Raw genomic sequence first — 24248 nt, 5'->3', positions numbered from 1 at the left:
TTACGCATCCGGGCGCGGGGATGTCAGGCTCCCGCCGGGCGGAGGGGCGGCCGAGGAGCCTGGCCCCGGTTCTTGCCCTGCCGGTGTTTCCATTCCTACAGTGGCCCGCCTTGGCTCCGCGCTTCAAGAAACCCGGCCTGCGCAGCATCCTGCTCGGCTCCTTCGCCGTGGTGCTCGCCCTCATCCTCGGGACGCTCTACTTCGTCGTCCCGTCCCGGGTGGAGGACTTCCTGGAGACGCGCCTGACGAAGCACGGCGACGACAAGGCGCTCCAGGCGTCGCGCGACCTGGCCAACCTCTCCCTCACCATCCTGCCGCCCCTGCTGGAGTCGCTCCACGGCGGCGACGACGACTTCGCCCTCATCGCCCTCATCACCCCGGATGGCCGCGTGCAGTCCGTGCACCCGCCCAGCGCGGAGGGGTGGCTGCTCAACAACCTGCGCGAGCAGCCGTCGAAGGACCCCGCCACGCTGGATGGCGCCCTCTTCGAGAACGGCAACAAGGCCATCGTCCGCCCGGTGTCGCTGCACGAGGGGCCCGCCCACGTGCTGGTGGCGGTGAACTTCAGCTCGCTGGAGGAGGTCGTCACCTCGCTCCGGCACGTGGTGCTGCTGGCGTTCGGCATCGGCCTGGCGCTGTTCCTCGTGGTGGCGTTCTTCATCTCGCGCACGTTCATCCTGGTGCCGCTGGACGCGATGATGACCATGGCGCGCCGGCTGGCGGAGGCGGACCTGACGGGCCGCGTGGACGTGGGCTCGCGCGACGAGCTGGGCCTGCTCGCCGAGGCGCTCAACCGCATCGCCCAGAGCTGGCGCGACACGCTGGGCCGGGTGCGCGGCGTGTCGGACGTGGTGGCCGGCGTCATCGAACAGATTCACCGCACCGGCACCACCGTGTCGTCGGGTGCCAGCACCGTCCAGGCCCGCGTGGAGGAGACGTCCTCCTCCATGGTGGAGATGATGGCCTCGCTGCGCGGCATCGCGGAGAACGTGGAGGTCCTCTACCAGAGCGCCGAGGAGAGCAGCTCCTCCATCATGGAGATGGCCGCCACCAACGACGAGGTGGCGGAGAACGTCACCGCCATGGCCGCCAGCGTGGAGGAGACCACCAGCGCGATTGAGGAGATGACCTTCTCCATCAAGGAGGTCGCCAAGAACATCCAGGAGCTGTCCGCCTCCACGGAGGAGACGTCCTCGGCCATCAGCCAGATGGACGCGGCCATCGGGCAGGTGGAGGCCAACGCCAAGGAGACCGCGCGCCTGTCCGAGCAGGTCTTCGACGACGCGCAGACGGGCGTGGAGGCGCTGCGCAAGACGCTCACCGGCATCGACCGCATCAAGGACTCCAGCCGCGCCGCCGCGGACGTCATCGACAGCCTGGGCCGACGCATCTCCGAGATTGGCAACATCCTCAACGTCATCGACGACGTGGCCGAGCAGACCAACCTGCTCGCCCTCAACGCGGCCATCATCGCCGCGCAGGCCGGCGACCACGGCAAGGGCTTCGCGGTGGTGGCGGAGGAGATCAAGGACCTGGCCGAGCGCACCGGCGCGTCCACCAAGGAGATCGCCGAGCTCATCCGCAGCATCCAGGACGAGAGCCGCAACGCCGTGGTGGTGATGAACCAGGGCGCGCGCAACGTGGAGGAGGGCGTGCAGCTGGGCCGCGAGGCGGAAGGGGCGCTGCGAAAAATCAACGACAGCACCCAGAAGTCCACGCAGATGGTCAAGGCCATCGCCCGCGCCACCGTCGAGCAGGCCCGCGGCAGCAAGCAGGTGACCGCCTCCATCCACCGCATCAGCGAGACGGTGCAGCAGATCTCCAAGGCCTCCAACGAGCAGGCCAAGGGCGGCGAGCAGATCATGAAGAGCGCGGAGAAGATGAAGGCGCTCACCGCCCACGTGCAGCGCAGCAGCCAGGAGCAGGCGCACGGCAGCAAGCAGATCACCCGCTCCATCGAGAGCATCAACGAGATGGTGACGCACCTGAACCGCGCCCAGAAGGAGCAGACCAAGGGCAGCGAGCAGGTGCTCAAGGCGGTGGAGACCATCAAGGGGGTCTCCGAGCACCAGACGCGCTCCGTGAAGCAGTTGGAGGAGGCCATCGACAACCTCCAGCGCCAGGCGGAGATCCTCCGGGGCGAGGTGCGCCGTTTCCGTGTCTAGCCGTGCGCGCGGCCCGCGAATGGCTTAAGGACAGGAGGACATGCCGACAGAGCGACAGGTGTCCGAGCGCTGGGTGGTCTTCCTGATTGGCGCGGTTCAGTTCGTCAACATCCTGGACTTCGTGATGGTGATGCCGCTGGGGCCCGACTTCGCCAGGGGCCTGGGCATCGCCTCCTCGCACATCGGCACCATCGGCGGCGCGTACACGGCGGCGGCCAGCGTCGCGGGCCTGTTGGGCGGCTACTTCCTGGACCGGTACGACCGGCGCCGGGCGCTCGCGGTGTCCATGCTGGGGCTGGTGGTGGCCACGGCGGCGGGAGGGCTGGCCACGGGGTTGTCCACGCTGATGCTCGCCCGGGTGGCCGCGGGCATCTTCGGTGGGCCCGCCACGTCGCTGTCGCTGTCCATCATCGCGGACCTGATTCCGGTGGAGCGGCGCGGACGCGCGCTGGGCGCGGTGATGGGCGCGTTCTCCGTGGCCAGCGTCGCGGGCGTGCCCATGGCGCTGAAGCTGGCGGAGCACGGCGGCTGGCGCCTGCCGTTCTTCGTCGTCGCGGCCCTGGGGCTGCTCGTGGTGGTGGGCGCCATCTTCTTCCTGCCGCCGATGCGAGGCCACCTGACGGCCGAGCGCGGGGCGGCGCGGAGCGTGGGCGTGCTGGAGCTGCTCGGCCGCCGCGAGGTGCAGCTGTCGTACCTCATGACGGCGGTGGTGATGATGGCGGGCTTCGTGCTCATCCCCAACATCTCCGCCTACCTGCAGCAGAACCTGGGCTACCCGCGGGACCTGCTCTGGTTCCCGTACTTCGTCGGCGGCATCGTCAGCTTCATCACGCTGCGGCTGGCGGGGCCGCTGGTGGACCGCTATGGCGCCTTCAAGCTGGGGACCGCGGGCTCGGCGTTGCTGCTGGTCGCGACCTACGTGGGCTTCGTGGACTTCCCGCGCTGGCTGCCGATTCCGCTGCTCTTCGTGCTCTTCATGACGGCCATGGGCGTGCGCAACGTGTCGTACAACACGCTGACCTCGCGCGTGCCGGACAACCCGGTCCGCGCTCGCTTCATGTCGCTCCAGTCCGCCATCCAGCACATGGCCTCCGCGGTGGGGGCCTTCCTCAGCGCGCAGCTGCTGACGGACCTGCCGGACGGGACGCTGGGCGGGATGACCCGGGTGGCCTGGGTGTGCATGGGCCTGACGGTGGCGCTGCCCCCGACGTTGTGGGTGGTGGAGCGGCAGGTGCGCTCCCGGGAGCAGGCGCGCGCCCTGGCGGTGCCCGCGTCCCAGGGGCTGGCCGTCCCCCTGTCCCCCCAGGCGCACCCACACCAATAGTATTGGAACCCGGGAAGGGGCCCGGCCGTCCCCCGGCCACGGTGTCGGGCGGACGTCCGGAAGCGTCGAGCGGTTGCGCCAGAGGGCCTGGGGCGCGATAAACCGGGCAGCTTCGGGGAGAGCCGTCAGGACATGTTCAACATCGGCGCAGGCGAAATGGTGCTCATCGCGGTGGCCGCGCTGCTCATCCTCGGGCCGCAGCGGTTGCCCGAACTGGCGCGTGCCATCGGCAAGTTCATGCGGGAGTTCCGTCGCCAGACGGACGAGGTCCGCAACGTGGTGGAGCGCGAGTTCTACACGATGGACCACGACCTCAACCGCGAGCCTCCGCCTCCGGTGCGGCCCACGCCCACCTTCCCTCCCTCGCCCGCGCCCCAGGCGCTGCCGCCCGAGGGGATGGCGCAGGTCGCCACGCCCGTGGAGCCGGGCGCCGAGCCTGCTTCCGAGCCCGCCGTGGAGGCGCCGCGCTCCCGCGCCCCGCTGGGGCTGGATGGCGACGAGCACCCCGCGCTGCCCGAGCCCGTCGCGGAGGCGCAGCCGGGCCCGCGGTCGCCCGAGCCCCCGCCCGCCGAGCCGACTTCTTCTCCCTCTTCCTCCGCCGCCACCGAGAGCGTGGGCGCGGATGGCCTGCCTCGCCTCGCGCCGCTGCCTGGAACGGTGGCGCGCAACGCGCCGAAACGGAGCTGACCCCTGAGTCCCCAGCCTCTCGCCGACTCCGAGCTTCGGATGAGCTTGATGGAGCACCTGTCGGAGCTCCGCTCGCGCCTGCTCAAGTGCACCCTGGCCGTGCTCGGGCTGGGCATGGTGTCGCTGCTGTTCGCCAAGCCCATCTTCGGCGTGCTGATGCGGCCCGTGCTGGACGCGCTCCCGGAGGGCAACCGCGCCCTCATCTACACGTCCGGCATCGAGGAGCTGAACGTCCTCATGAAGGTGGGCGTGTACTGCGGCGTGTTCCTCACCACGCCCGTCATCCTCTGGCAGATCTGGGGCTTCGTCTCGCCGGGGTTGTTCCCGGAGGAGCGCAAGTACGCGGCGCCGTTCGTCATGTTCGGCTCGCTCGCCTTCATCCTGGGCGCGTGCTTCTGCTACTTCGCGGTGCTGCCCTCGATGTTCAAGTTCCTCCTCAACGAGGAGGAGACGCTCGCGCTGGAGCAGCGGCTGGACACGGCGCGGCTGCGCGCGGATGACGCCCTGCGCTTCCTGCGTGTGGGTGACGCGGAGCGGGCGGGGGTGCTCGCGAAGGAGACCAGCGCGTCGCTGCGCGCCGAGGGCGAGGGGCAGCTCGCCGAGCCCGAGCGCGCGCCCTCGCAGTCGGTGGAGCTGAAGTCTCGGCTGGACGGCCTGGGCAAGCTGTTGGACGCGGCGGCGGATGGCTATGGCGTCCAGTCGCGCGCGGTGCTGCGGCAGGCGGTGGAGAAGAAGGTCGCGGCGGTGACGGCCTACGGCAAGCAGGACTACGCGGCGGCGTCGGTGGCGATGGACGAGGCGGCGAGCCTGCTGGCGGGCGTGGCGCCCACGCGCAGCGAGGAGCTGTCGGGGCTGTGGAAGCTGGAGAAGGAGCTGTCGGCGGGCGAGGCGCGGCACGAGGCGGAGCGGTGGACGCGGCCCATGCTGACGATGCACGAGCAGCTGTCGCTGGTGCTGCTGCTCATCCTGGCCTTCGGCATCATCTTCGAGCTGCCGCTGGTGATGGCGCTGTTGGGCATCGTGGGCGTGGTGCAGTCGCGCTGGCTGTTCAAGTACCAGCGGCACGCCTTCGTCTTCTGTCTCATCGCCGCGGCCATCATCACGCCCACGGGCGACGTGGTGAACCTGTCGCTGATGGCTGGCCCCATGCTGATGTGCTACGAGCTGGGTGTCTTCCTGGTGTGGCTGGTGGAGCGGCGCCGGGCGCGCAACGCGGCGGAGACCGGCATCACCCCGGTGTCCTGAGGAGGGGCGGTCGGCCATGTTCGGCTCCCGAAGACACCTGAGAGCCAATCTGCGCTACCTGCGCGCGTTGCTGCGTCGCTTCCGCACCACGATGGTGCTGGCGGCGGGGCTGTTCGTGCTGGGGCCGCTCTTGTTCCACTGGCGCTACATCGGCCCGGACGGAGTGCCCATCTCCTTCGGTGAGGCGCTGCACCACGTCTACTTCCTGCTCTACGGGCAGCCGTCGCTGCCGTACGTGCACGACTGGGCCATCGAGGCGCTCAACGTGGTGATTCCGCCGGTGGGCATCGCCCTGGTGGCGGACGGCGTGGTGCGCTTCGCCTACCTCTACTTCGCCCGACACAAGAACGACAAGGAGTGGATCGAAGTGGTCACCGAGACGATGAAGGGCCACGTCGTGGTGTGCGGGGCGGGGCGGGTGGGCTACCGCGTGGTGACGCAGTTGAAGGAGATGGACAAGGACGTGGTGGTGGTCGAGAAGCGCGAGGACGCGGCGTTCGTCTCCGCGCTGCGGGACGAGAACGTGCCGCTGCTCATCGACGACACGCGCAGCCCGTTGTGCCTGCCGCGCACCAACGTGAAGCACGCCTCCGCGATTGTGTGCGCCACGGACGACGACCTGGCGAACCTCAACATCGCGCTGGACGCGCGGAAGTTGAATCCGAACATCCGCGTGGTCATCCGCCTGTTCGACGAGGACCTGAGCGGCAAGGTGCGCGACACGTTCAAGGCGGAGGCCCTGTCCAGCTCATCGCTCGCCGCGCCCGCCATGGCGCTGGCGGCGATGGACCCGCGCATCATCCACTCGTTCCATCTGGGTAAACACCTGATGGTGGTGTCGCTCTTCGAGGCGCGTGAGGGCCTGCCGGGGCTGAACATCTCCGCCATCCGAGACCGCTTCGGCGGGCTGGCGTTGTCGCTGATGCGCGACGGCCACGAGCAGCTCCACCCGGTGGGGGACGAGGTCATGCGTGCGGGGGACGTGCTGACGGTGCAGGCGTCGTATCCGGAGTACTGCCGCCTGCGCGCCTTCACCAACGAGGTGGACCCGCCCATCTTCGCGCACCAGGACCAGATTGGTCCGGTGTGGCCTCGCAAGGCAGGCTGAGTCCTCGAGGCCCGCGTCAATCGTCGCGGTCGCGCGCCTCGATGGTTCCTGGCAGCGGTACGAATTCGCCATCGACGAAGGACAGGCTCGCGAACGCCTGGCCCATCCAGGCCGGGCCGCCGTAGGCGTCGGTGAGGGCCTTGGCCACGTCCGCCGGGTTCTGTGCGTTGGCGAGGGCGGCGATCAACTTCTCATCCTGGAGGTGGGAGGCGTCCTCCCACTTCTGGCCGGTGTCCCGCTCCCACGCGGCGATGTAGTCGCGGGCCCGCTGGGACAGGTCCATGGCCTGCTCCGCGTTGAAGGACAGGTGGATGTCGCTGTCCCCGTCGAAGTCGTGCTGGTCGACGTCATACGCGGAGGCGAACAGCGACTCGGCGCCGCCGTCCGCGCCGACCATGAACATGGAGATCTCCTGCCGGGACAGGTCCTCGGTGCCATCCAGGTTGAAGTGCTGCGCGAGCTGGACAGGCGTGCCCACGTGGAGCTTCGCGTGAATGACCTGGTCGACCGAGCCATCCGGGTAGGTGGTCCTCACGACGCCCCCGGTGCTGTTGCCGAAGTCGACCGAGCCACTCAGCGGCCCCAGGTCGAACCCGGCGCTGCTCGTCGAGTCGTACTGGAGCTTCTCCACCGTGGCGACGTCGGAGATTCCGGTCCCGTTCTCGGTGGGCAGTTCGCCGGTGGCGAGGAAGGTGTTGTAGGCGGCGCGGCCCGCGTCGGTGGAGAGGTCGAACTCCGCCGTCTTGAGCGTGAACTGGTCCAGCCGCGTCGTGTTGCCGACATGGGCGCTGGCGGGGCCCAGGCTCAGCCCGAGCTGGAAGCTGTTCTCCACGGCCTCGGTGGGGCCCGCTGTCACGCGCACCGTGTTCTCGCCGGTCTTCTCCACCAGGACGGAGACCCCCTGCTCCTGGGTGACGTTCGTCGACACCGCGAGGTTGCGGTAGCTCGCCTCGAAGCCCGTGCCCTGGAAGTCGGTGCTGTTGAGCAGGACCGAGCTGCCCTCCGGCATCGTGTCCGGGTTGTAGGGGTCCGGCATGGGCGCCTGGCCCGACTGGACCTGGGCGTAGTCCGCGTCCGACATCCGCACCTGGAACTTCGTCTTGACGCCCTCGGTGCGCTCGGCGCTGAAGCCGACGGTGCCCAGGTCCACCTCGCCCCCGAGGTTGACCGACATGCTTCCCTCGGCGGTGAGCGTCGTGACGCCGTCCTCGCTCTCCACGCTCGACGTCTGACTGACCTTCGTGCCGAAGGAGATCTTCAGGCCCTTGAGCTCGACGGAGCTGTTCGTGCTCACAGTGACACCGTCGGAGCCCACGTTCACCGAGCCGCTCGAGCTCGAGCTCTGCGGAATCTCCCACCCGAAGCCGATGGGCACGGAGGTCCCGAGGAGGTTCGGGCCGCTCTTCGTCTTCGCGGACGCGAAGCCATCGACGGATTGGGATGAGTCCCGGTGGGGGGCGGGTTTCGCCGCGGTCCGCGCTGTCGAGTCACGCTCGGGACTCGGTGGGGGAGGTGGACGCCGGATGCCCTTGTTGATTCTGGAATCCCAACTCATGACTCACCCCCCGCGATGCGCTCGGATTCTTTCCGAGAGTCCAAGAGAGTATCGGGGGCATTCGGGGAAACGTTTCGTGCGTCCCGCGAATCACCTGGGTGCGAGCGGCTTCCCTGACACGGCGCGCGAGGCCACTCGATTCATGACGCGCGGGTACATCGCGTGTCCTCATCCGCGACGCGGGCCATGAGCGCGGGGCGGGCGAGGCCCGAGGGCAGGGCGAGCGCCCTCGCGAGCAGTGTCGCCAGGGGCGCCCACTCGATGAGGAAGCCATCGTGCCCGTGCGGGCTGGACAGCTCCGCGTGCTCGGCGTGGACGCCCTGGGCACGCAGTCGCTCGGCCAGCGTCTCCATGTGCTGGGGGAAGAAGAGCAGGTCCTTGTCGATGCCCACGCACAGGGCGCTCGCGCGGATGCGCTCCAGTCCTCCGTGCGGCGCGCGCGCCAAATCGTGATGGTCCATGGCCCCCAGCTGCGCCAGGTACGCGCGCCCGTCGAACCGCGCCTCCAGCTTGCGGCCTTGGTGCTCCAGGTAGCTCTGCACCGGGTGCAGCGCGCGCGAGGACCACGTCGCGGGACGCGGCTGGTTCGTGTCCAGTCCCGGCTCCGCGCGGTACGTGAGCATGGCGAGCTGTCGCGCCAGCTCCAGACCCCGGTGTGACGAATCGGGGAAGCCCGGGTCCAACAGCAGCGCCTGTCGGGCCACGTGGTTGAGGCCCACCACCCACGCGGAGGCGGACTCCGCGGCGGCGATGGGAGCCATTCGCGCGAAGCGCTCGGGCGCGAGCGCCGCGAGGCAAAGCACAATCATTCCTCCCAGCGACCCCCCGGTGACGAGCTCCACCTCCTGGATGCCCAGCGCGTCGAGCGCGAGGAGGATGCTGCGCGCCTGGTCCCACGGCGTGAGCGTGGCGGGCAGGTGCTGCTCGTCCTGTCGCAAATCACCCTTGGCCACCACTGGCGCGGGGCCGAAGCGCGAGTCGTCGGTGCGTCGCGGGAAGCCCTCGTCCGCGGGACCGGTGGTGCCGTAGCACGAGCCCAGGTTGTTGAAGCACAGCAGCCGCATGCGCGTCGGGTCCAGCACGCGGCCCGCGCCGATGAGCGGCTCCCACCAACCGCCCTCGCCCCCCGCGCGCATGTCGCCGGTGAGCGCATGCACCAGCAGCACGGTGGGGACGCGCGACGAGGGCCGAGCGCCGCCATGTCGACGCGCACGCCCTGCGGCGTGGAGCAGCTCCTCGCGCGTGCGGCGCACGAGTCGCGGCGTGGTGGCCCGGGCTTCTTCTTCCGAGAGGACGTGCGCGCGGGACTGGAGCCAGGGCAGGTCGTCCTCCGGGCCCCACCACCAGCCGCGCACCAGGTGCGGAGTGATGCGAGCGCCGGCTTCCAACGTCAGCTCTGGCGCGGTGACTTCGAAGAGGCGCGGCGAGGTCGCGCGAGTGAGGGGAGCCAAGGGATGTCTCCGGACAGACGGGTGGCTGCGCGGGCGCGTGCGTGCGCCCGTGAGGGAAGTGGAAGTGGGGTGTGAAGTGAACGGACGGCGGGGCTGGCTTCGCTGCGCTCCTGCGGGTGATGCGAGGGCGCTACGGGAGGGCCAGGAACGACGAAGCCCACCGACCCTCGCGGGTGGGTGGGCTCGGTGGCTCGCCAGGGTCGGACGCGACGTCAGCCGACACAGGCGGGCGCGAGCCCACCGGTCATCGACATTCGACGCATGGCGAAGAAGGACGTCATGGCTCCCACGGATAAACGCTCACCCCACGCGAGTCAAGTCGACCCACGGACGAGTGCCCCATGTGGCACACCTCCGACATGGGATTCCTCGATGACGCGTGATTCTCCGTGCGGGCCAACGCACGTCACGTCGCGGCGACCATCGCATTCGCCGGATACGGGGCGAGTGCGCCGATGTGCCCGGGCTGGTCCTTCACCCGCGCGAGCCAACGCGACACCGCGGGGAAGTCCTCCAGCGACAGGTCCGCATCGGGCGCGACATGCGCATAGGCATACAGCCCGATGTCCGCGACGGTGGGGCGCCCGCCGACGAGGAAGTCCGCATGTCGCAGGTGCCGCTCCAGCGTGGAGAGCGCGGCGCGGCCAGCCTCGACGCGCACGCGAAGGACCTCGGGATGATGCAGGCGCGCGCGCCCGGTGAGCATCCAGAAGCGCGCGGTGCCGATGTTGGGCTCGACGCAGTTTTGCTCGAAGAAGAGCCACTGGTGGACCTGGGCGCGCTCGAAGGCGTCGCGAGGCAAGAGGGGCGTGTCCTCGGTGAGGAACAGGAGGATGGCGTTGGACTCGGCGAGGAAGCGTCCGGGCTCGGGCTCCAGCACGGGGATGCGCCCGGCGGGGTTCTTGTGGCGCAGGAAGTCGGGCGTATGGCTCTCGCCCGCGAAGATGTCCACGGGGATGAGCTCATAGGGACGGCCGAGCCAGGACAACACGTGGCGCAGCTTGTACCCATTGGCGGAGGCCGCGCAGTCGTAGAGGCGCATGGGGGCACTGTAGGCGCTGCGACAGCGGGCGGACGACCCGGTCCTTGCTGCGAGTCGGAGGGGATGGCCGCAAGAACCGGGTTGAAGGGCGCGGGCCCCGGGGCCATACCGGGTGATGGACACACTGATGGGGAGCCGGGACATGGCCAGCAGCGACTACGCCCGAATCGAGCAGGCGATTCTCTACCTCGATGCGCATGCGCGCGAGCAGCCCTCGCTGGACGACGTCGCCGCGCATGTGGGCCTGAGCCCCTTCCACTTCCAGCGCCTGTTCACCCGCTGGGCGGGAATCAGCCCCAAGCGGTTCCTCCAGGTGCACACCCTCAGCTCGGCGCGCCGGCTGCTGGCCGAGCGGCGCAGCGTGCTCGACACGTCCTTCGCCGTGGGGCTGTCCGGCGGCGGGCGGCTGCACGAGCTGTTCGTGACGCTGACGGCGATGACGCCTGGGGAGTTCAAGCTCGCCGGCGAGGGACTGACGGTCCACCACGGCGTGCACGCGTCGCCGTTCGGTGACTGCCTCATCGCCGTCTGTGAGCGCGGCATCTGCGGGCTGCACTTCCTGACGGGCGAGTCCGAAGCGGAGGCCCTGACGGCGCTGCGCATGCAGTGGCCCAAGGCGAGCTTCATCGAGTCCACGAAGCTGACGGCGCCGTGGGCTGGACGAATCTTCCCCCAGACGCCGCCGCGTGAGCCGACGCCGCTGTCGGTGCTGGTGAAGGGGACGCCGTTCCAGGTGCAGGTGTGGCAGGCGCTGCTGCGCGTGGCGCCGGGCGACGTGGCGACGTACGGGGACCTGGCGAAGGCCATCGGCAGGCCCAAGGCGGTGCGTGCCGTGGGCTCCGCGGTGGGGGACAACTCGGTGGCGCTGCTGATTCCCTGCCACCGCGTGCTGCGCGAGACGGGCGTCATCGGCGACTACCGGTGGGGCAGCTCACGCAAGCAGGTGATGCTCGCGTGGGAGACGCTGCGCCGCGAGGCGGACAACGAGGATGGCGAGGCCCTGCGGTCCGGGCTGGCGTGACGCGGCTCAGCCCAGCGCCGCGAGCGCCGACACCTTGGCGATGATCTCCGGGGCGGCCTGCACCAGCGTGGCAATCAGCAGGAGCCACCCGACCACGCCCGAGACGGCTCTGCCGACGAGCCGGATGACGAGCGACAGCACGGCCCCCGCGAGCCCGATGGCCGCTGACACCCGCTCGATGCGACCGAGCAGCTGTCGCGCGTCCTCCACCGACGCCTGCGCGTCGATGAACAGCACCGTGTCGCAGTCCATGTTGAGCCGGCAGCCCATGTCCAACCGCGGGGCGGGCGGCAGAATCTGTCCGCTCAGGAAGATGCCCACGCCATCCGCGAACGCGGTGGCCGCGCGGCCAATCGCGCCCAGCACGTCGTTGGCGACCTGGAAGAGCGAGCGGAAGACGTTGCGCGCCAGCGTCTTGAAGAACTCGCCGACGGACCGGAAGATGCTCACCACCGTCTCGCCGAGTCGCTGCACCTGGCGCTTGAGCCACTTGAACGTCCGCTTGAGCCCATCCCAGAGGAAGAAGTCCGAGTTGTCGACCTCGCTCGTCCAGTAATCCTGAAGCTCGGCCTGGTTGTTCTCGACGAACTTCACGAGGTCGTCGCGGGAGACGTCCTCCTCGTGCTGCTGTCGCACGAAGTCCTCGAAGAGCGCGGGCGTCACCTGGGTGGTGTGCAGCAGCACCAGCGCCTCGAACGTGGGTCGCGCGGGGCTGTTCCGCCAGTACTGGTCCAGCGCCTTGCGCAGCTTCGACGCGATGACGGGCTCGCGGATGTCCCCCATCGGGTAACCGTTCAGCCACAGCTCGTTGCGCGCGAGTCGCAGCAGGAAGCGCCTCGACGCCGTGGGCAGCTTCTTCTCCTCCAGCTCCCGCTCGGGGAGGAAGTCGCGCAGCTCGGGCGTGCCCCCGGCCACCTTCTCCACCAGCTCGTCGTGAGACATCAGCAGTCTCAGGGTCTCCCGCTCGGTGATGCTCGAGGACGCAATCAGCCCCAGCTCGAACATCACGGCCCGGAAGCGCGCGAGCTGGATGCGCAGGTTGTTCGTGTCACTCGGGTCGACCTTGACGTTGTCCCGCAGGCCCAGCGTCGTCAGCCGCAGCTGCGCGGCGCGCAGGAGCACGGGCTTCGCCACGCCGTTGGCGGGGTACCACCGCTCGATGTCGAGCGGGTCCTCCAACGTGACGAGCTCCTGGAGCGCGTCCCACGTCGCCTGCTCGATGGTGGCGCCGCTGGGCCCAAGCCCGATGTCCACGCGGAACGGGTTGAGGCCCTTGAGCAGCGCCGCATCCATCTTGTCGCTGGTGGGGTCTCCGACTGCGTAGCCCAGGTGGCTGAGGCGCAGGCGGACCGCGCGCACCACCAGCTTGTAGCGCTCGTAGTTGGCGCCCTGGGACGAGGGCGTCAGCTCCGAGAGGGGCACCAGCCCCGCATGCTGCTCCAGGACCTGGAGGTTCTCCTCCAGGTTCATGGCGGTCTCCAACGGGTCGAGCCCACGGCCCTTCAGCGGCACGCCTCGCGCCGCGGGGAGCCGTGTTGGCGCGTCGAACAGCGCCGCGATGCGGACCGACTCGGGAGAGGACGGCATCGTCGCTCAGCCCTTCTTGACGATGTCCTTGAGCAGGTCGCCGAAGAAGTCCACCACGGACTTGCGCGCGGCGATGCTGGTCTCCACCGACTTGCGGTGCAAATCGAGCAGCTCCTGCAGCCGGGGGATGTCCTGCTCGTCGGTCTGGAAGAGCTTCATGTCGCCGTCGAACTTCACCTGCGTGGCCGCGACGAGCTTGATGGTGGCCTGGGTCGTCGCGCTGCCCACGGAACTCGTCGTCAGGTTGTCCCAGTCGATGGTGGGCTTGCCGCCGGTGGTGTTGATGATGTGCTTCACCTGACCGGTGTAGGTGATGACCTCCAACGTGACGAGGTCCTCGACCGCCGTGTTGAGCTTCTCGATGGCTTGCTTGAGTCCCATGTGGTGTTCCCCCTCGAAAAGGCTCGCGTAGTCACGCGAAGCCCGGAAGCCAGGGAGTCTAGCGTGGGCTCGAATGCCGGCGTCAATGTCGGCGGTGCGTAGGTGGGAGCCCACAGGGGTCGTCGACGACCTTCGTGTAGGGTCGTCCCGGGCGCCGGTTCCGCTCGACGAGGCTGGAGCGTCGCGATGAGCTCATCGCTCTCGGAGGGGGACTGCCGAGGGCGGGCCCGCGCGACGCCTCTGTTCAGGACATCTTCGCGACGAGCTTGAGCGGCAGGTTGCGCAGGAAGAAGCCGACGACGCTCCATGGCCAGCCGGGGACGTAGGCGCTCACCGGCTCCTTCTCGATGGCCTTCACCAACGCGCGCGAGCCCCGCTCCGAGTCGATGGCGAAGGGCAGGTTCTTCGCCCCCGCGTTCAGCTCCGTGTGGATGTAGCCGGGATAAATCGTGGAGACCTTGATGGGCGTGCCGAGCAGCTCGGCGCGGATGCCCTCCGTCAGCGTGGCCAGCCCCGCCTTCGTCGCCGCGTACACGGTGAGGTGGCGGGGCAGTCCGCGCATGGCGCTCATCGAGGAGATGGTGACCAGGTGTCCGTGGCCCTGCTTGCGCAGGATGCCCACGGCCGCCTCGCACTGGGCCACGGCGGCCACGAAGTTCGTCTGGGCCGTCTTCGCGTTGGTGGCGAAGTGGCCGGTGCCGATGCGCTTGCCCACGCCGATGCCCGCGTTGATGATGACGCGGTCCAGCCCGCCGAGGTCCTGGGCGAACGCCTCGAAGACCTCGAACACCTGCTCGTGCTGGTTCACATCCAGCTCCCGCACGGAGACCTGGATGCCGGGGTGCTTCGAGAGCAGCTCCGCGCGCAGCGCCTCCAGCCGGTCCGTCCGACGCGCGCACAGCGCCAGCGAGCGCCCCCGCGCCGCGAACTCGCGGGCCATGCCCTCACCCAGGCCGGAGCTCGCGCCCGTAATCAGGATGTTCCTTCGCATGGCCCCAAGCTCCTTCAGCGGTAGGTGATGAGGGCCTGGTTCGCCCCCTCGAAGTGCGTGTGCTCGTTGAGGGAGGACAGGTAGCGGCCGCGCTCACTGTAGATGACCTTCGTCACGCCGCAGTTGGACAGCGTCCAGTTGAGCCGGAAGGCGTGCTCGTCGGGAATCTGGAGCAGCTGCTGACAGATGGCGGTGACGGGGCCTCCCGAGGTGAACACCAGCGCCGTCTTGGACGGCCCCAGTCCCTGGATGAGCGCATCGAGCGCGCGCAGGCACCGCTCCCGGAACACGGGCCAGGGCTCGGTGTATTCGGCGTCGTGCTTGCCGGCGACCCAGCGGGCCACCGCCTCGGTGAAGAGCGCCTGGAACGCGCGGCGCGGCTCCGGCGTCGACGCGAGGTCCTCGGCCAGCGCGGCGTGGTTGGCGTAGCGGGGCGTGTGGCGGACGACCAGCTCGTCGTGGTCGAACTCGTTGAAGCCCGGGCTGCGCGTGGGCATCAGGTCCACTCCCATGGCGGAGAGGCACGTCTCCGCCGTCTGCCGGTGTCGGGTGAGCGTGCCGGCCACCACCGCGTCGAGGCGCGGCAGCCGCGTCTTGAGCGCCGCGCCGAGCACGCGCGCCTGCACGAAGCCCGTCTCGGAGAGCTGGTCGTAGTCCTCCGCGCCGAAGGACGCCTGTCCATGGCGGATGAGATACACGACGCCCATCACCGCCCTCCCTTCTTGATGAGCCGCTTGCAGCGCCAGTCGTAGTACGTCACCAGCGTCCAGAAGTTCTTGAACGCCGGGTTGCGCGTCTGCTTGTGGTGATAGCGGTAGTAGATCTGCTGGATGATGCCGGCGAGCCTGAAGATTCCGAAGACCTCGTAGAAGGTCCAGCTCGCGGGCTTCAGGCCGGAGCGCTGGAGGTAGTAGTCGACGACCTCCCGGCGGCTCATCATGCCGGGCAGGTGCGTGGGCTGACGCCGCGTGGCGCGCATGAAGAAGTCGTCATCCGACTCGACCCAGTACGCGAGCGCGCTGCCCAGGTCCATCAGCGGGTCGCCCAGGGTGGCCATCTCCCAGTCGAGCACGCCGATGACCTGCGTGGGCTCGCCCGGGTCCAGCACCACGTTGTCGAAGCGCCAGTCGTTGTGGATGACGCAGGTGGCGATGTCGTCGGGGATGTGGTCCTTGAGCCAGTCACGCACGTACTTGAAGCTCGGCACGTTCCAGGTCCGCGCCTTCTCGTAGCGGTCCGACCAGCCCTCCACCTGTCGGCGGGGATAGCCCGCGCCCTTGCCGAGCGACGACAGGCCCACGGCCTGGGCATCCACCGCGTGCAGCTCCAGCAGCTTGTCGATGACGTTGACGCACAGCTTGCGCGTCTCGCCGGCGCTCAGGTTCATCCCGCGCGGCATGTTGGCGCGGGGGATGATGCCCTCGATGCGCTCCATGACGTAGAAGTCCGCGCCGATGACGGACGCGTCCTGGCACAGCGCGACCATCTCCGGCACGAACGGGTAGGCGGGCCGGAGGGCCTTCTGCACGCGGTACTCGCGCGACATGTCGTGCGCGGACTTCGCCTTGGTGCCCGCGGGAGGGCGGCGGAGGATGAGGTCGTGCTTGGGGTACTTGAGCCGGTAGGTCCAGTTGGACGCGCCGCCGGAGAACTGCGTCACGATGGGCAGGCCCTCGAGCGTCGGCACCTGCTTCTTGAGCCACGCGTCGATGGCGGGGACGTTCAGCTCCTCACCGGCGCGCACGGAGCTGGGTGAATCCAGGGTGGATTTCGGGGCGGCGTGGGTGGCCATGGTGCCTCACCTCTTGGAGAAGCCGCGCTTGGCCAGCTCGATGCGAGCGATGACGCCCTTGTGCACCTCGTCCGGGCCGTCCGCGAGCCGCAAGGTGCGCGCCTGACCGAAGAAGCCCGCGAGCACCGTGTCGTTGGACACGCCCGCGCCACCGTGAATCTGGATGGCGTCGTCGACGATGCGCTGGAGCACGCTGGGGGCCACGACCTTGATGGCGGAGATCTCCGTCATCGCCCCGAGGGCGCCCACCTGGTCCATCTTCCACGCCGCGTAGAGCGTGAGCAGGCGGGCCTGGTCGATGGCGATGCGGGCCTCGGCCACGCGCTCGCGGTTGCCGCCCAGGTTGAGCAGGGGCTTGCCGAAGGCGGTGCGGTTCATCCCGCGGTCGATCATCAGCTCCAGCGCCCGCTCGGAGGCGCCGATGCAGCGCATGCAGTGGTGGATGCGGCCGGGGCCCAGGCGGCCCTGGGCGATCTCGAAGCCCATGCCGGGGCCGCCGATGATGTTGGAGACGGGCACGCGGACGTTGGTGAAGTGCACCTCGCCGTGGCCATGGGGTGCGTCGTACTCGCCGAAGACGGGGAGCATGCGCTTGATGGACACGCCCGGCGAGTCCAGGGGCACGAGCACCATGGAGTGCTGATGGTGGCGGTCGCCGCCGGTGTCGGGCGTGCGCGCCATGAAGATGGCGATCTTCGCCTTGGGGTGGCCCAGGCCGGTGGTCCACCACTTGGAGCCGTTGAGGATGACCTCGTCCTTCTCGACGACGGCGGTGGCCTCCATGTTGGTGGCGTCGGAGGAGGCGACGCCGGGCTCGGTCATGCAGAAGACGGAGCGGATTTCACCGGCGAGCAGCGGGGTGAGCCACTGCTTCTGCTGGGCGGGGGTGCCGTACTTCCAGAGCACCTCCATGTTGCCGGTGTCGGGGGCGTTGCAGTTGAAGACCTCGGGGGCCATGAGGCTGCGCCCGGTTTCCTCGGCGATGGGGGCGTACTCGAGCGTGGACAGGCCCGGGGAGAGCTTCTCGTCGGGGAGGAAGAGGTTCCAGAGCCCCGCGGCGCGAGCCTTGGCCTTGAGGTCTTCCATGACGGAGGACACGGGCCAGGTCTTCCAGTCACCGCCGCGCGAGGCCTCCATGACCTCCTGGTAGTAGCGGGCCTCGTTGGGCTCGATGTGCTCGCGCATGAACTGCTTCACGCGCTCCAGGTAGTCCTTGCCTCTGGCGCTCGGCTCGAAGTCCACGGTGCTGCCTCCTCTCACGAGAGGCGCCCATCCTTGGCACCCGGCCCTTGTTGAATCCACTGAATGTTGGTCATGTGTCGTCATGAGCCCAGTTCAGGATTCCCCCCGACGCCCCGGGCCCCCGGACCTCAACCTCTTCCGGGTGTTCGACGTCGTCTATCGGGAGCGGAACCTGACGCGCGCGGCGGACGTGCTGTTCCTCAGTCAGTCCGCGGTGAGCCACGCGCTGGCGAGGCTGCGCGAGCAACTGGGGGCGCCCCTGTTCGTCCGGCAGGGGAGGGGCGTGGCGCCGACGCCGTTGGCGGAGCGGGTGGCGCCGGAGATTCGGGAGGCGCTGGCGCTGCTCCAGCAGGCGGTGCACCACACGCGCGGCTTCGAGCCGGCGCGGGACGTGGGGACCTTCACCCTGGCGATGAGCGACATGTTGGAGCCGTCGATCGTGCCCCGCTTGGTGGCGCGGCTGCAGGCGCGGAGTCCGGAGGCGCGCATCAGCAGCGTGCGGCTGGAGCGGACGCGGCTGGAGCGCGACCTGGCTTCAGGGCGGTTGGACCTGGCCATCGACGTGGAGCAGCCGACGAGCGCGGAGCTGCGGCACACGGCCTTCACGCGGGACGCGTTCTGCGTGGTGAGTCGCAAGCGGCGGCGGCTGGACGTGGCGGCGTACATGGGGGCGAAGCACGTCACGGTGTCCTCGCGGCGCACGGGGCTGGCAGTGGAGGACCTGGTGCTCAGCCGGCTGGGGTATCAGCGGGAGGTCACGGTGCGTTGTCGGCACTACGAGACGGCGTGCCGCATCGTCTCGGGCTCGGACCTGTTGCTGACGATGCCTCGGCGCAGAGCGGAGGAGATCAACGGGGTGCTGGATGAGCACCTGCACCTGCTGCCCATGCCGCTCGCGCTGCCGCGACTGGAGTTGCACCTGTACTGGCACCGCTCCGAGGACAGCGAGCCTCGGAGCCAGTGGCTGCGTTCGGAGCTTCAATCCCTGGCGAAGGTGTTGATGGGCGCGCGGCGTGGCGCGTGAGTGGATGACGGCTTACTCCACTTCGAACGTCGCGAGGTCGACCGTCGCGGCGCGCAGTTGTTCGACGACCTGGGGCTCGGGCCACGCGACGGTGCGATAGCGTGTCGGCCACAGGTCCGGCACCAGCTCGAAGCACTCGGGCGCCAATCGCCTCGCCAGGGGGAAGGGCACGATGAAGGGGGCCCCCTCGTCGTCGTGGATGCTCACCAGGTCCGCTTCGGGAAGCAGCAGGTCCTTGTCTTTGACCCACATCGTCCAGGCGAGGGGGTACCCATCCGTATGCCGGTTGTGGAGCGTGAAGTCGGAGAGGAGTGTGTCCACGCCCTCCGCCTCATGCCAGGCCTCGAGGCTCTTCTGCTGGAGTTCGTACTCCCTCAACGCGAACAAGGCGTGTCCTTGGCGCACGCGCACCGCGAGCTCATCCGTGCCTGGGCGGAGATAGGGAACCACGCGGCCCGCGTCGTCCAGGGTGTAGAGCGCGGGCGAGATGCAGTGGGGGTTGGACTCGAACTCCCGCTGTCCATGCGCGCACAACTGGTTGACCAGGTCATGGCTCTCGTCGCCCATGACGAGGAGCGTGGTGCGTGCGGGAATGCTGATGACGGGACGTCCCCGCACCTTGGCAACGGAAGACGCGAGGAATCCGGGGTGCAAGAGGCGCGAGGATTCGTAGACGTCCGGGAACATCACCGGGAGGCCCGGGGACTTCTGCGTCTGCCGGGCATCGATGCCTGGGTCGACGAGGCGCGCGAGGTTGGCGAAGGCTGCCTGGAACGCCTCCTCCTCGGAAATCTTCCATTCCGCCAGGTTCTCATGCCTCACATGCAAGGTGGACTCGGGCAACTCGACCAGCAGCATCACCCGCAGGCAGGGAATGGGACGTCGAGCCACCACGGCGTTGGATTCCTCCCTCGAGACCTGTGGGCCAAAGGAGGCCGGGCGAATCACCGGCAGCACGTTCTCCCGGACGTCCTCCCAGAGGTCTGGGAGTGGCGCTGGCATCGTGAGAGCGGTGAAGAACTGCCGGACATGGTGGGCGCGCTCCTCTGGCGTCATTTCTCTCGTCGCCAGGAAGAGGCTCTCCAGGTTCATCCGGGTGAACGCGCCATTCACCCGGTAATCCACGCCATAGCCATTCGCCGTTCGTGAGACGCCGAGCACGAAGGGGAGGGAATACAAGACAGCCGCCACCTCGATCAGCAGCTCTTCACGGGGGCTCAGGTCCCCGCTCCGGTCGACAGCCTTCGCGGAGTCCTTCTTCCCCAGCCCCAGAAGCCTTCTGAAGAATCCCATGGGCGGAGGATTATAGCGCACCGGCTCCGCCCTGTGGCCTCGAGCGCTAATCACTATCGATGTCAGGCTCCGTCATGGGGGCTGGTCGGACGACCAAGGGTCGTCGGTCCTGCCCGGGAGCAGCTTCGTCCCGCGGAGTTTCCGGAACCAACCCCAATCACCCTCCTTCATGTCGAAGACCTCCCCTGTCCACTCCCCCAGCACGAAGGGCTTTCGCGGCCCACGGCAACAGGCGGGCCCCGAGATGGGCTCGACCCACAGCCGACGTCCCTTCAACCGGAGCCAGTGATTGTGGACGAGGGCATGGCGTGGCTTGCCGGTGTAAGGACGCCCTGACGTGAAGATGAGCACGTCCTCCTTCTGCCCCTCCACGAGGAACCGGCCCTTCACCCGCGTCGGGTGCTCTCCCTCCAGCGAGAGGACCTCCGCGAAGCGATGGAACGCGAACCCCAAGGGCCTGAAGCCGGTGACCAGATACTCGTGAGGCTTACCGGGGACCGGGACGATTTCATCCAGGACGGCGTCGAGGAAGAAGTCCTCCCGCGCTCCGTTGGCTTCGAGCCGGAGCTTTCCATCTGGCGTGAGCCATTGAAGGTACGCCAGGTCCCGGTAGGTCTCCTCATCCACCGGTTGCGCCCCGTGCTGTTGTTCGATGTGTACGTCCCAGACCCGGACGCGTCCATCCGGCGAGGTGACCACGGTCACACACGAGACGTCGTCGCCCCCGCCGGGTCCCCGCCTGTGCCTGATTGTCTTCCGCAGCTCCTGGATCTCCTTGCCACCCTTCGGCCCATGAACCGTCATCGACGAGCCTCGCCGCAGGAGGCTCTCCAGGCGCTTCTCCCCCTGCGCACAGCCGGCCAACTCCAGCTCCGCATAGGCGACTGCCGCCTTCGAGCATCTCTCTCCGAGCACTGACAGGTCCGTCACGACGGAGATGAGCTTGTGGCAGGGCGCAGTGCTCAAGCCTCCATCCGACGCTGCGGGACACGAGGCCCAGAGCCAGTGCTTCCGACTCTCACCTGTCTCGTCCTTTCCCCACCAGCGTCCGATGTCGACGCAGACGCTGCCATCCCGGTTCTCGAAGACAGGCGCGCGGTGCCCGCGGACGATGGCTTCGGTCAGGTCGAGGGCTGGATCCTCCACCCAGCCCTGCGTGAGCAGGTTGAAGTCGGAGATCTCGCCCAGCTCCGGCTCGGGCGGAGGCTGCCCGGGAGGTGAAGTGCTCAGCAGCAAGAACAGGAGAGGAGGCCACATTCGTGGACTCCTTCTCATCCATTTCAACGTGTGCCGCAAGCGACGGTTGTCGTTGGACGCGCTGTCCTGCACGACGCAGCCAGATTTGCACGGCTGCACTCGTCACGTTGGGGCTCAGTTGGGATGGCGTCTCGGCGCGGTGCGTGAGGGCTGTGAATGTCCACGGGCTTTTGTGAATGTTTCCGTTGGGCGTGGAGGATTGGTGCGGGAGAGAGGAATTGAGTAGGTTTTGCGGGCCGCTCACGGCGCTGCACCCACTCGCGAGGAGCATCATGCGGAAGAGTCCGAAGGTCCGTTTCTCATCTCGGATTGGAATGTTGTCAGCGGGCGTCGCGCTCTGGCTGGGCGCGGGATGTGGAGGCCCGGAGCCGCAGGAGGGCAACGTGCTGGCCACGGACGAGGCCGCGCTCACGGTGGGGACGTTGGGGTGTTACGTCGACACGGATGCGCAGGATGTGCCGACGCCGAACCGGTGCAACGGGTACTACGATGGGTGGACCTACCTGGTCTACGAGATGATCGGCGCGGGTCCCGGGTACACGTATCAGTGGAGTGATTCGCGCTGCGCGACGACGGGGCCGGTCTGCGCCATCCAGGCGAGGGCGACCACGCGACTGACGGTATCGGTGACCATTCGCAACGCCGCGGGCACGGTGGTGAGCACGCAGTCGGCGCAGGCCGTGCTCTGGCCGGTCAACCCTCCCTGATTCTGTGCAAGTGGGGTGGCTGGAGGTCAGGTGGGTCTCCAGCCACGGCCCCTTCCGGTCGCGAGGGCGGGATGATTGATTGGGGCGAATGATCCCGGTTGACGCAGGCAGCACGGCGGAAGTGTTCTTCACGGCATCTGGTGTTCGGCTCCGTCGACGGAGCGCTCGTCCAGGGCCCTTCAACTGGCTGTTCCTCCCGGGTGGGCCTGGAATTGGGTCCGAGAGTCTGTTCGGTCTGGCGGACATGCTGGACGTTCCGGGGACGTGCTGGATGGTGGACCTGCCGGGAGACGGGTCCAATCCCAGCGGCATCCCCTGCCCGAGGTCGACGCCGCGACCCGGCGGTACGAAGCCGAGCGCACGGATGAACGACTGCGAGACATCGCGGTGGCGTCGGCGGAGTGGAACTTCACGCCGGAGGGTGTGACGGTAGGCCGCGAGCTGCTGCGACGGATGCCCTACAACCGCGCGGCGGTCGACTGGTCGGACCGGAACTTCGATGAGACGTATGTCCACACGTGGTGGCCGCGCACCTTGCCCACGCTCATCATCAGCGGCGCTGACGACCGAATCGTCCAGCAGACGCCGTGGACACAGCCCCCCTTCCAGGGACCGCATATCCTCCATCGGACCGTGGAGGGGGCCGCGCACTTCCCCTGGGTCGAACGTCCGGAGGCCGTGGCCTCCGCGATGCGAGAGCTGGTTCCACGGATGACGCCGCGTCCTTGAACGCAGAGAGGGAGAACACCATGGAGAACATCTTCTTCGAATCCTCGGCACCGTCAGGCCGCGGGCTGTACTTCGTGCCGGGCTGGACGGGTCGCGAGCGTGTCTACGCTCTGCCTCGTCCCCAGGAGATGCCTGCCTTCGAACGACAGACCTTCGCGGTCGATGGGCGCCGCATCCTTCACGCCACGCTGTCCAGGAAGGGCGCGACCGCGCGACTGACGGTGTCGAGGTGGCGAGGCGCGGAGCTCCGCCGGGTGGCGTTCCCTTGCGACACGCAGGCGCGATTCCTCCAGCTCTCGTCGTCGACCTTCGCGGGGCGGCTACAGTTCCTCATGCTCGAGGAGCGCGCGAGCGGCCTCGTCCTCCACCTCGTCGAGGGCACCACGCATCGGACCGTGCCCGTCATGCTTCGACGGCAATCCCCTCACGACGTCTTCACGGCGGGCGTCGCGCCGGAACTGGGCCTCGCCTACCTGGCCCGGCGCTGCGAGGACCAACTCGACGTCGAGCGGTTCACGCTGGCCTCGGGCCAGGAGCAGGGCGTCACCACAGGTCATCTGCACCGCACTCGCGACCTGGAGCTCGTTCGCGATGGGCTCGATCTCAACAAGCCACGCGTGCGCACATGGTTGGAGGTCCGGCCGGAACGACAGGCGCCCACGAAGGACCCGCTGGTGAGGGAGTTCTCGCCGTCCTTCGGGGGCCTGGGTTCCATTCCCGTCTCCCTCCCGGAGCCGGATGGGCTTCAGGGGCTGCTCTCGGAGGCCACGCTCCGTCTGCATTCGTTGAACGTGAGCAAGTCGGGCGACGAACACCGTCTCTCCTCGGCCCTGCTCGCGACGTTCGATCTCGGAACGGGACAGTTCATCGAGGGCAGGCATGTGGAGCAGCCGCGAACCCTGTTCCGGTTCCACCAGCCCTTCGAGGCGCGGAGCTTGAGTGTGGTTCCCGCGGCGTCCGTGGTGCTCGTCGACGCGACGTCGGTGGCGGGGGAGAAGTCCCTTCCGGCGAGCATCGTCGACTTCGTCGGGGAGCTCGTCGGCGCCAACGAGGCGGAGCGAAAGCACTTCCTCGACCACCCCTTCGAGTCCATCGCGGGCTTCGTCTTCGCCTCGTACCTCCTGGTGACGGTGGGGCACGGCGTCGACGACCCGGTGGACGCCGAGCGCCACGCCACGTGGGCCGCGCTCCTCTCCCACTATCTGGGGCCGGAGGCCGCGCGAACGCTGCTCGCCAACCATGAGGCCGGCAGGCCCGTGGACCCAATAGACGTCCACAACAACGAGGTGGGGGTGTTCCTCGGTCAGAACTGGCAGCGGATGAAGTACCCGTCCATCTCCGCCGCGGTGAAGGACCTGCTCGACAAGGGCTACCTGATGCATGACGGCAACCCGCAGGCGAAGGCCAGGTGGGAGGCCTACCTCAAAGGCGAGCAGACCGCGGGGCGCATGGGCTCCGAGCGGGGGAACGGCAATCCCCAGAGCGCCGCTGACGGGACGTTGCAGGGGCAGATGCATCCACAGCAGCCCCCCGTGCATCAACCGCAGCAGCAGCCACAACAGCCTCCGCAACAGCCCACGGAACGAGAGCAGCAGCCGCAGCCACAGCCGTCGAACCCCAGGATCGGCCCACCGGCCTGAGGTCCGT

At 68.6% G+C, this 24248-nt stretch carries 21 protein-coding genes; 10 read left to right on the top strand and 11 right to left on the bottom strand.

All coding sequences use genetic code 11. The features are described 5' to 3' along the window. Positions 1-110 precede the first annotated feature (110 nt). From LXT21_RS25035 to LXT21_RS25015, 5 genes are all read left to right on the top strand, one after another. Positions 111-2165 (top strand): methyl-accepting chemotaxis protein, encoded by a 2055-nt coding sequence (locus LXT21_RS25035; protein ID WP_254040700.1) that lies wholly within the window; start codon positions 111-113, stop codon positions 2163-2165. Positions 2166-2205: 40 nt separating this feature from the next. Continuing rightward, a complete protein-coding gene (locus LXT21_RS25030; RefSeq protein WP_254040699.1) occupies positions 2206-3489 on the top strand; it encodes an MFS transporter in 1284 nt (427 codons plus the stop codon). 132 nt (positions 3490-3621) lie between these two features. Next, positions 3622-4176 (top strand): twin-arginine translocase TatA/TatE family subunit, encoded by a 555-nt coding sequence (locus LXT21_RS25025; protein WP_254040698.1) that lies wholly within the window; start codon positions 3622-3624, stop codon positions 4174-4176. Positions 4177-4215: 39 nt separating this feature from the next. After that, positions 4216-5421, top strand: coding sequence for a twin-arginine translocase subunit TatC (locus LXT21_RS25020; RefSeq protein ID WP_254040697.1), 1206 nt, complete (start codon positions 4216-4218; stop codon positions 5419-5421). 16 nt (positions 5422-5437) lie between these two features. Continuing rightward, entirely contained in the window at positions 5438-6529 is a 1092-nt protein-coding gene (locus tag LXT21_RS25015; RefSeq protein WP_254040696.1) for a potassium channel family protein, read from the top strand. Positions 6530-6545: 16 nt separating this feature from the next. On the opposite strand, the gene LXT21_RS25010 is transcribed toward LXT21_RS25015, so the two are convergent. From LXT21_RS25010 to LXT21_RS25000, 3 genes are all read right to left on the bottom strand, one after another. Next, entirely contained in the window at positions 6546-8084 is a 1539-nt protein-coding gene (locus LXT21_RS25010; protein ID WP_254040695.1) for a hypothetical protein, read from the bottom strand. Between the two features lie 140 nt (positions 8085-8224). Next, entirely contained in the window at positions 8225-9535 is a 1311-nt protein-coding gene (locus tag LXT21_RS25005) for an alpha/beta fold hydrolase (protein WP_254040694.1), read from the bottom strand. A gap of 406 nt (positions 9536-9941) precedes the next feature. After that, complete coding sequence (locus LXT21_RS25000) at positions 9942-10577, bottom strand: glutathione S-transferase family protein (protein ID WP_254040693.1); 636 nt, start codon at positions 10575-10577, stop codon at positions 9942-9944. Positions 10578-10719: 142 nt separating this feature from the next. On the opposite strand from LXT21_RS25000, the gene LXT21_RS24995 reads away from it, so the two are divergent. Continuing rightward, positions 10720-11598, top strand: coding sequence for a methylated-DNA--[protein]-cysteine S-methyltransferase (locus LXT21_RS24995; RefSeq protein ID WP_254040692.1), 879 nt, complete (start codon positions 10720-10722; stop codon positions 11596-11598). A gap of 6 nt (positions 11599-11604) precedes the next feature. On the opposite strand, the gene LXT21_RS24990 is transcribed toward LXT21_RS24995, so the two are convergent. The 6 genes from LXT21_RS24990 to LXT21_RS24965 form a co-directional block, all read right to left on the bottom strand. Beyond that, positions 11605-13185, bottom strand: a complete 1581-nt coding sequence (locus tag LXT21_RS24990) for a hypothetical protein (RefSeq protein WP_254040691.1) — start codon at positions 13183-13185, stop codon at positions 11605-11607. A gap of 6 nt (positions 13186-13191) precedes the next feature. Beyond that, positions 13192-13566, bottom strand: a complete 375-nt coding sequence (locus LXT21_RS24985) for a hypothetical protein (RefSeq protein WP_254040690.1) — start codon at positions 13564-13566, stop codon at positions 13192-13194. Between the two features lie 244 nt (positions 13567-13810). Beyond that, positions 13811-14557, bottom strand: coding sequence for an SDR family oxidoreductase (locus LXT21_RS24980; RefSeq protein ID WP_254040689.1), 747 nt, complete (start codon positions 14555-14557; stop codon positions 13811-13813). A gap of 14 nt (positions 14558-14571) precedes the next feature. Continuing rightward, positions 14572-15264, bottom strand: coding sequence for a histidine phosphatase family protein (locus tag LXT21_RS24975; protein WP_254040688.1), 693 nt, complete (start codon positions 15262-15264; stop codon positions 14572-14574). Continuing rightward, positions 15264-16349: a phosphotransferase family protein gene (locus tag LXT21_RS24970; protein ID WP_254040687.1), complete on the bottom strand. Its 1086-nt coding sequence runs from the start codon at positions 16347-16349 to the stop codon at positions 15264-15266. The genes LXT21_RS24975 and LXT21_RS24970 overlap by 1 nt, the downstream gene beginning before the upstream one ends. Positions 16350-16355: 6 nt before the next feature. Then, positions 16356-17591: an acyl-CoA dehydrogenase family protein gene (locus LXT21_RS24965; protein ID WP_254040686.1), complete on the bottom strand. Its 1236-nt coding sequence runs from the start codon at positions 17589-17591 to the stop codon at positions 16356-16358. 82 nt (positions 17592-17673) lie between these two features. Here LXT21_RS24965 and LXT21_RS24960 point away from each other — a divergent pair, with 82 nt between their 5' ends. After that, complete coding sequence (locus LXT21_RS24960) at positions 17674-18615, top strand: LysR family transcriptional regulator (protein WP_254040685.1); 942 nt, start codon at positions 17674-17676, stop codon at positions 18613-18615. A 12-nt stretch (positions 18616-18627) separates the two neighbouring features. On the opposite strand, the gene LXT21_RS24955 is transcribed toward LXT21_RS24960, so the two are convergent. Both LXT21_RS24955 and LXT21_RS24950 read right to left on the bottom strand, forming a co-directional pair. After that, positions 18628-19908 carry a DUF1444 family protein gene (locus tag LXT21_RS24955; protein WP_254040684.1) on the bottom strand — a complete coding sequence of 427 codons (1281 nt, stop codon included), beginning with the start codon at positions 19906-19908 and terminating at the stop codon, positions 18628-18630. Positions 19909-19980: 72 nt separating this feature from the next. Next, positions 19981-21165 (bottom strand): hypothetical protein, encoded by a 1185-nt coding sequence (locus LXT21_RS24950; RefSeq protein WP_254040683.1) that lies wholly within the window; start codon positions 21163-21165, stop codon positions 19981-19983. Positions 21166-21479: 314 nt separating this feature from the next. On the opposite strand from LXT21_RS24950, the gene LXT21_RS24945 reads away from it, so the two are divergent. From LXT21_RS24945 to LXT21_RS24935, 3 genes are all read left to right on the top strand, one after another. Continuing rightward, positions 21480-21872, top strand: coding sequence for a hypothetical protein (locus tag LXT21_RS24945; protein ID WP_254040682.1), 393 nt, complete (start codon positions 21480-21482; stop codon positions 21870-21872). A gap of 264 nt (positions 21873-22136) precedes the next feature. Next, on the top strand, positions 22137-22601 hold the full coding sequence (locus LXT21_RS24940; RefSeq protein ID WP_254040681.1) for an alpha/beta fold hydrolase: 465 nt from the start codon (positions 22137-22139) through the stop codon (positions 22599-22601). A gap of 20 nt (positions 22602-22621) precedes the next feature. Then, positions 22622-24241 carry a hypothetical protein gene (locus tag LXT21_RS24935; RefSeq protein WP_254040680.1) on the top strand — a complete coding sequence of 540 codons (1620 nt, stop codon included), beginning with the start codon at positions 22622-22624 and terminating at the stop codon, positions 24239-24241. The last annotated feature ends 7 nt before the right edge of the window (positions 24242-24248 follow it).

The organism is Myxococcus guangdongensis, assembly GCF_024198255.1.
In the GTDB taxonomy this organism is placed as follows: Bacteria; Myxococcota; Myxococcia; order Myxococcales; family Myxococcaceae; genus Myxococcus; species Myxococcus guangdongensis.
This window is presented reverse-complemented; position numbering and strand designations above follow the sequence as displayed.

Excerpts from the sequence above, each read along its gene's own strand:
- LXT21_RS24945 (WP_254040682.1), top strand. The coding sequence starts at position 21,480 with ATGTTGTCAGCGGGCGTCGCGCTCTGGCTGGGCGCGGGATGTGGAGGC.
- LXT21_RS24995 (WP_254040692.1), top strand. The coding sequence starts at position 10,720 with ATGGCCAGCAGCGACTACGCCCGAATCGAGCAGGCGATTCTCTACCTC.
- LXT21_RS24935 (WP_254040680.1), top strand. The coding sequence starts at position 22,622 with ATGGAGAACATCTTCTTCGAATCCTCGGCACCGTCAGGCCGCGGGCTG.
- LXT21_RS24970 (WP_254040687.1), bottom strand. The coding sequence starts at position 16,349 with ATGGCCACCCACGCCGCCCCGAAATCCACCCTGGATTCACCCAGCTCC.
- LXT21_RS25015 (WP_254040696.1), top strand. The coding sequence starts at position 5,438 with ATGTTCGGCTCCCGAAGACACCTGAGAGCCAATCTGCGCTACCTGCGC.
- LXT21_RS24980 (WP_254040689.1), bottom strand. The coding sequence starts at position 14,557 with ATGCGAAGGAACATCCTGATTACGGGCGCGAGCTCCGGCCTGGGTGAG.
- LXT21_RS24985 (WP_254040690.1), bottom strand. The coding sequence starts at position 13,566 with ATGGGACTCAAGCAAGCCATCGAGAAGCTCAACACGGCGGTCGAGGAC.
- LXT21_RS24950 (WP_254040683.1), bottom strand. The coding sequence starts at position 21,165 with ATGTGGCCTCCTCTCCTGTTCTTGCTGCTGAGCACTTCACCTCCCGGG.
- LXT21_RS25000 (WP_254040693.1), bottom strand. The coding sequence starts at position 10,577 with ATGCGCCTCTACGACTGCGCGGCCTCCGCCAATGGGTACAAGCTGCGC.
- LXT21_RS24990 (WP_254040691.1), bottom strand. The coding sequence starts at position 13,185 with ATGCCGTCCTCTCCCGAGTCGGTCCGCATCGCGGCGCTGTTCGACGCG.
- LXT21_RS25020 (WP_254040697.1), top strand. The coding sequence starts at position 4,216 with ATGAGCTTGATGGAGCACCTGTCGGAGCTCCGCTCGCGCCTGCTCAAG.
- LXT21_RS24955 (WP_254040684.1), bottom strand. The coding sequence starts at position 19,908 with ATGGGATTCTTCAGAAGGCTTCTGGGGCTGGGGAAGAAGGACTCCGCG.
- LXT21_RS24975 (WP_254040688.1), bottom strand. The coding sequence starts at position 15,264 with ATGGGCGTCGTGTATCTCATCCGCCATGGACAGGCGTCCTTCGGCGCG.
- LXT21_RS24960 (WP_254040685.1), top strand. The coding sequence starts at position 17,674 with ATGAGCCCAGTTCAGGATTCCCCCCGACGCCCCGGGCCCCCGGACCTC.
- LXT21_RS25025 (WP_254040698.1), top strand. The coding sequence starts at position 3,622 with ATGTTCAACATCGGCGCAGGCGAAATGGTGCTCATCGCGGTGGCCGCG.
- LXT21_RS25010 (WP_254040695.1), bottom strand. The coding sequence starts at position 8,084 with ATGAGTTGGGATTCCAGAATCAACAAGGGCATCCGGCGTCCACCTCCC.
- LXT21_RS25030 (WP_254040699.1), top strand. The coding sequence starts at position 2,206 with ATGCCGACAGAGCGACAGGTGTCCGAGCGCTGGGTGGTCTTCCTGATT.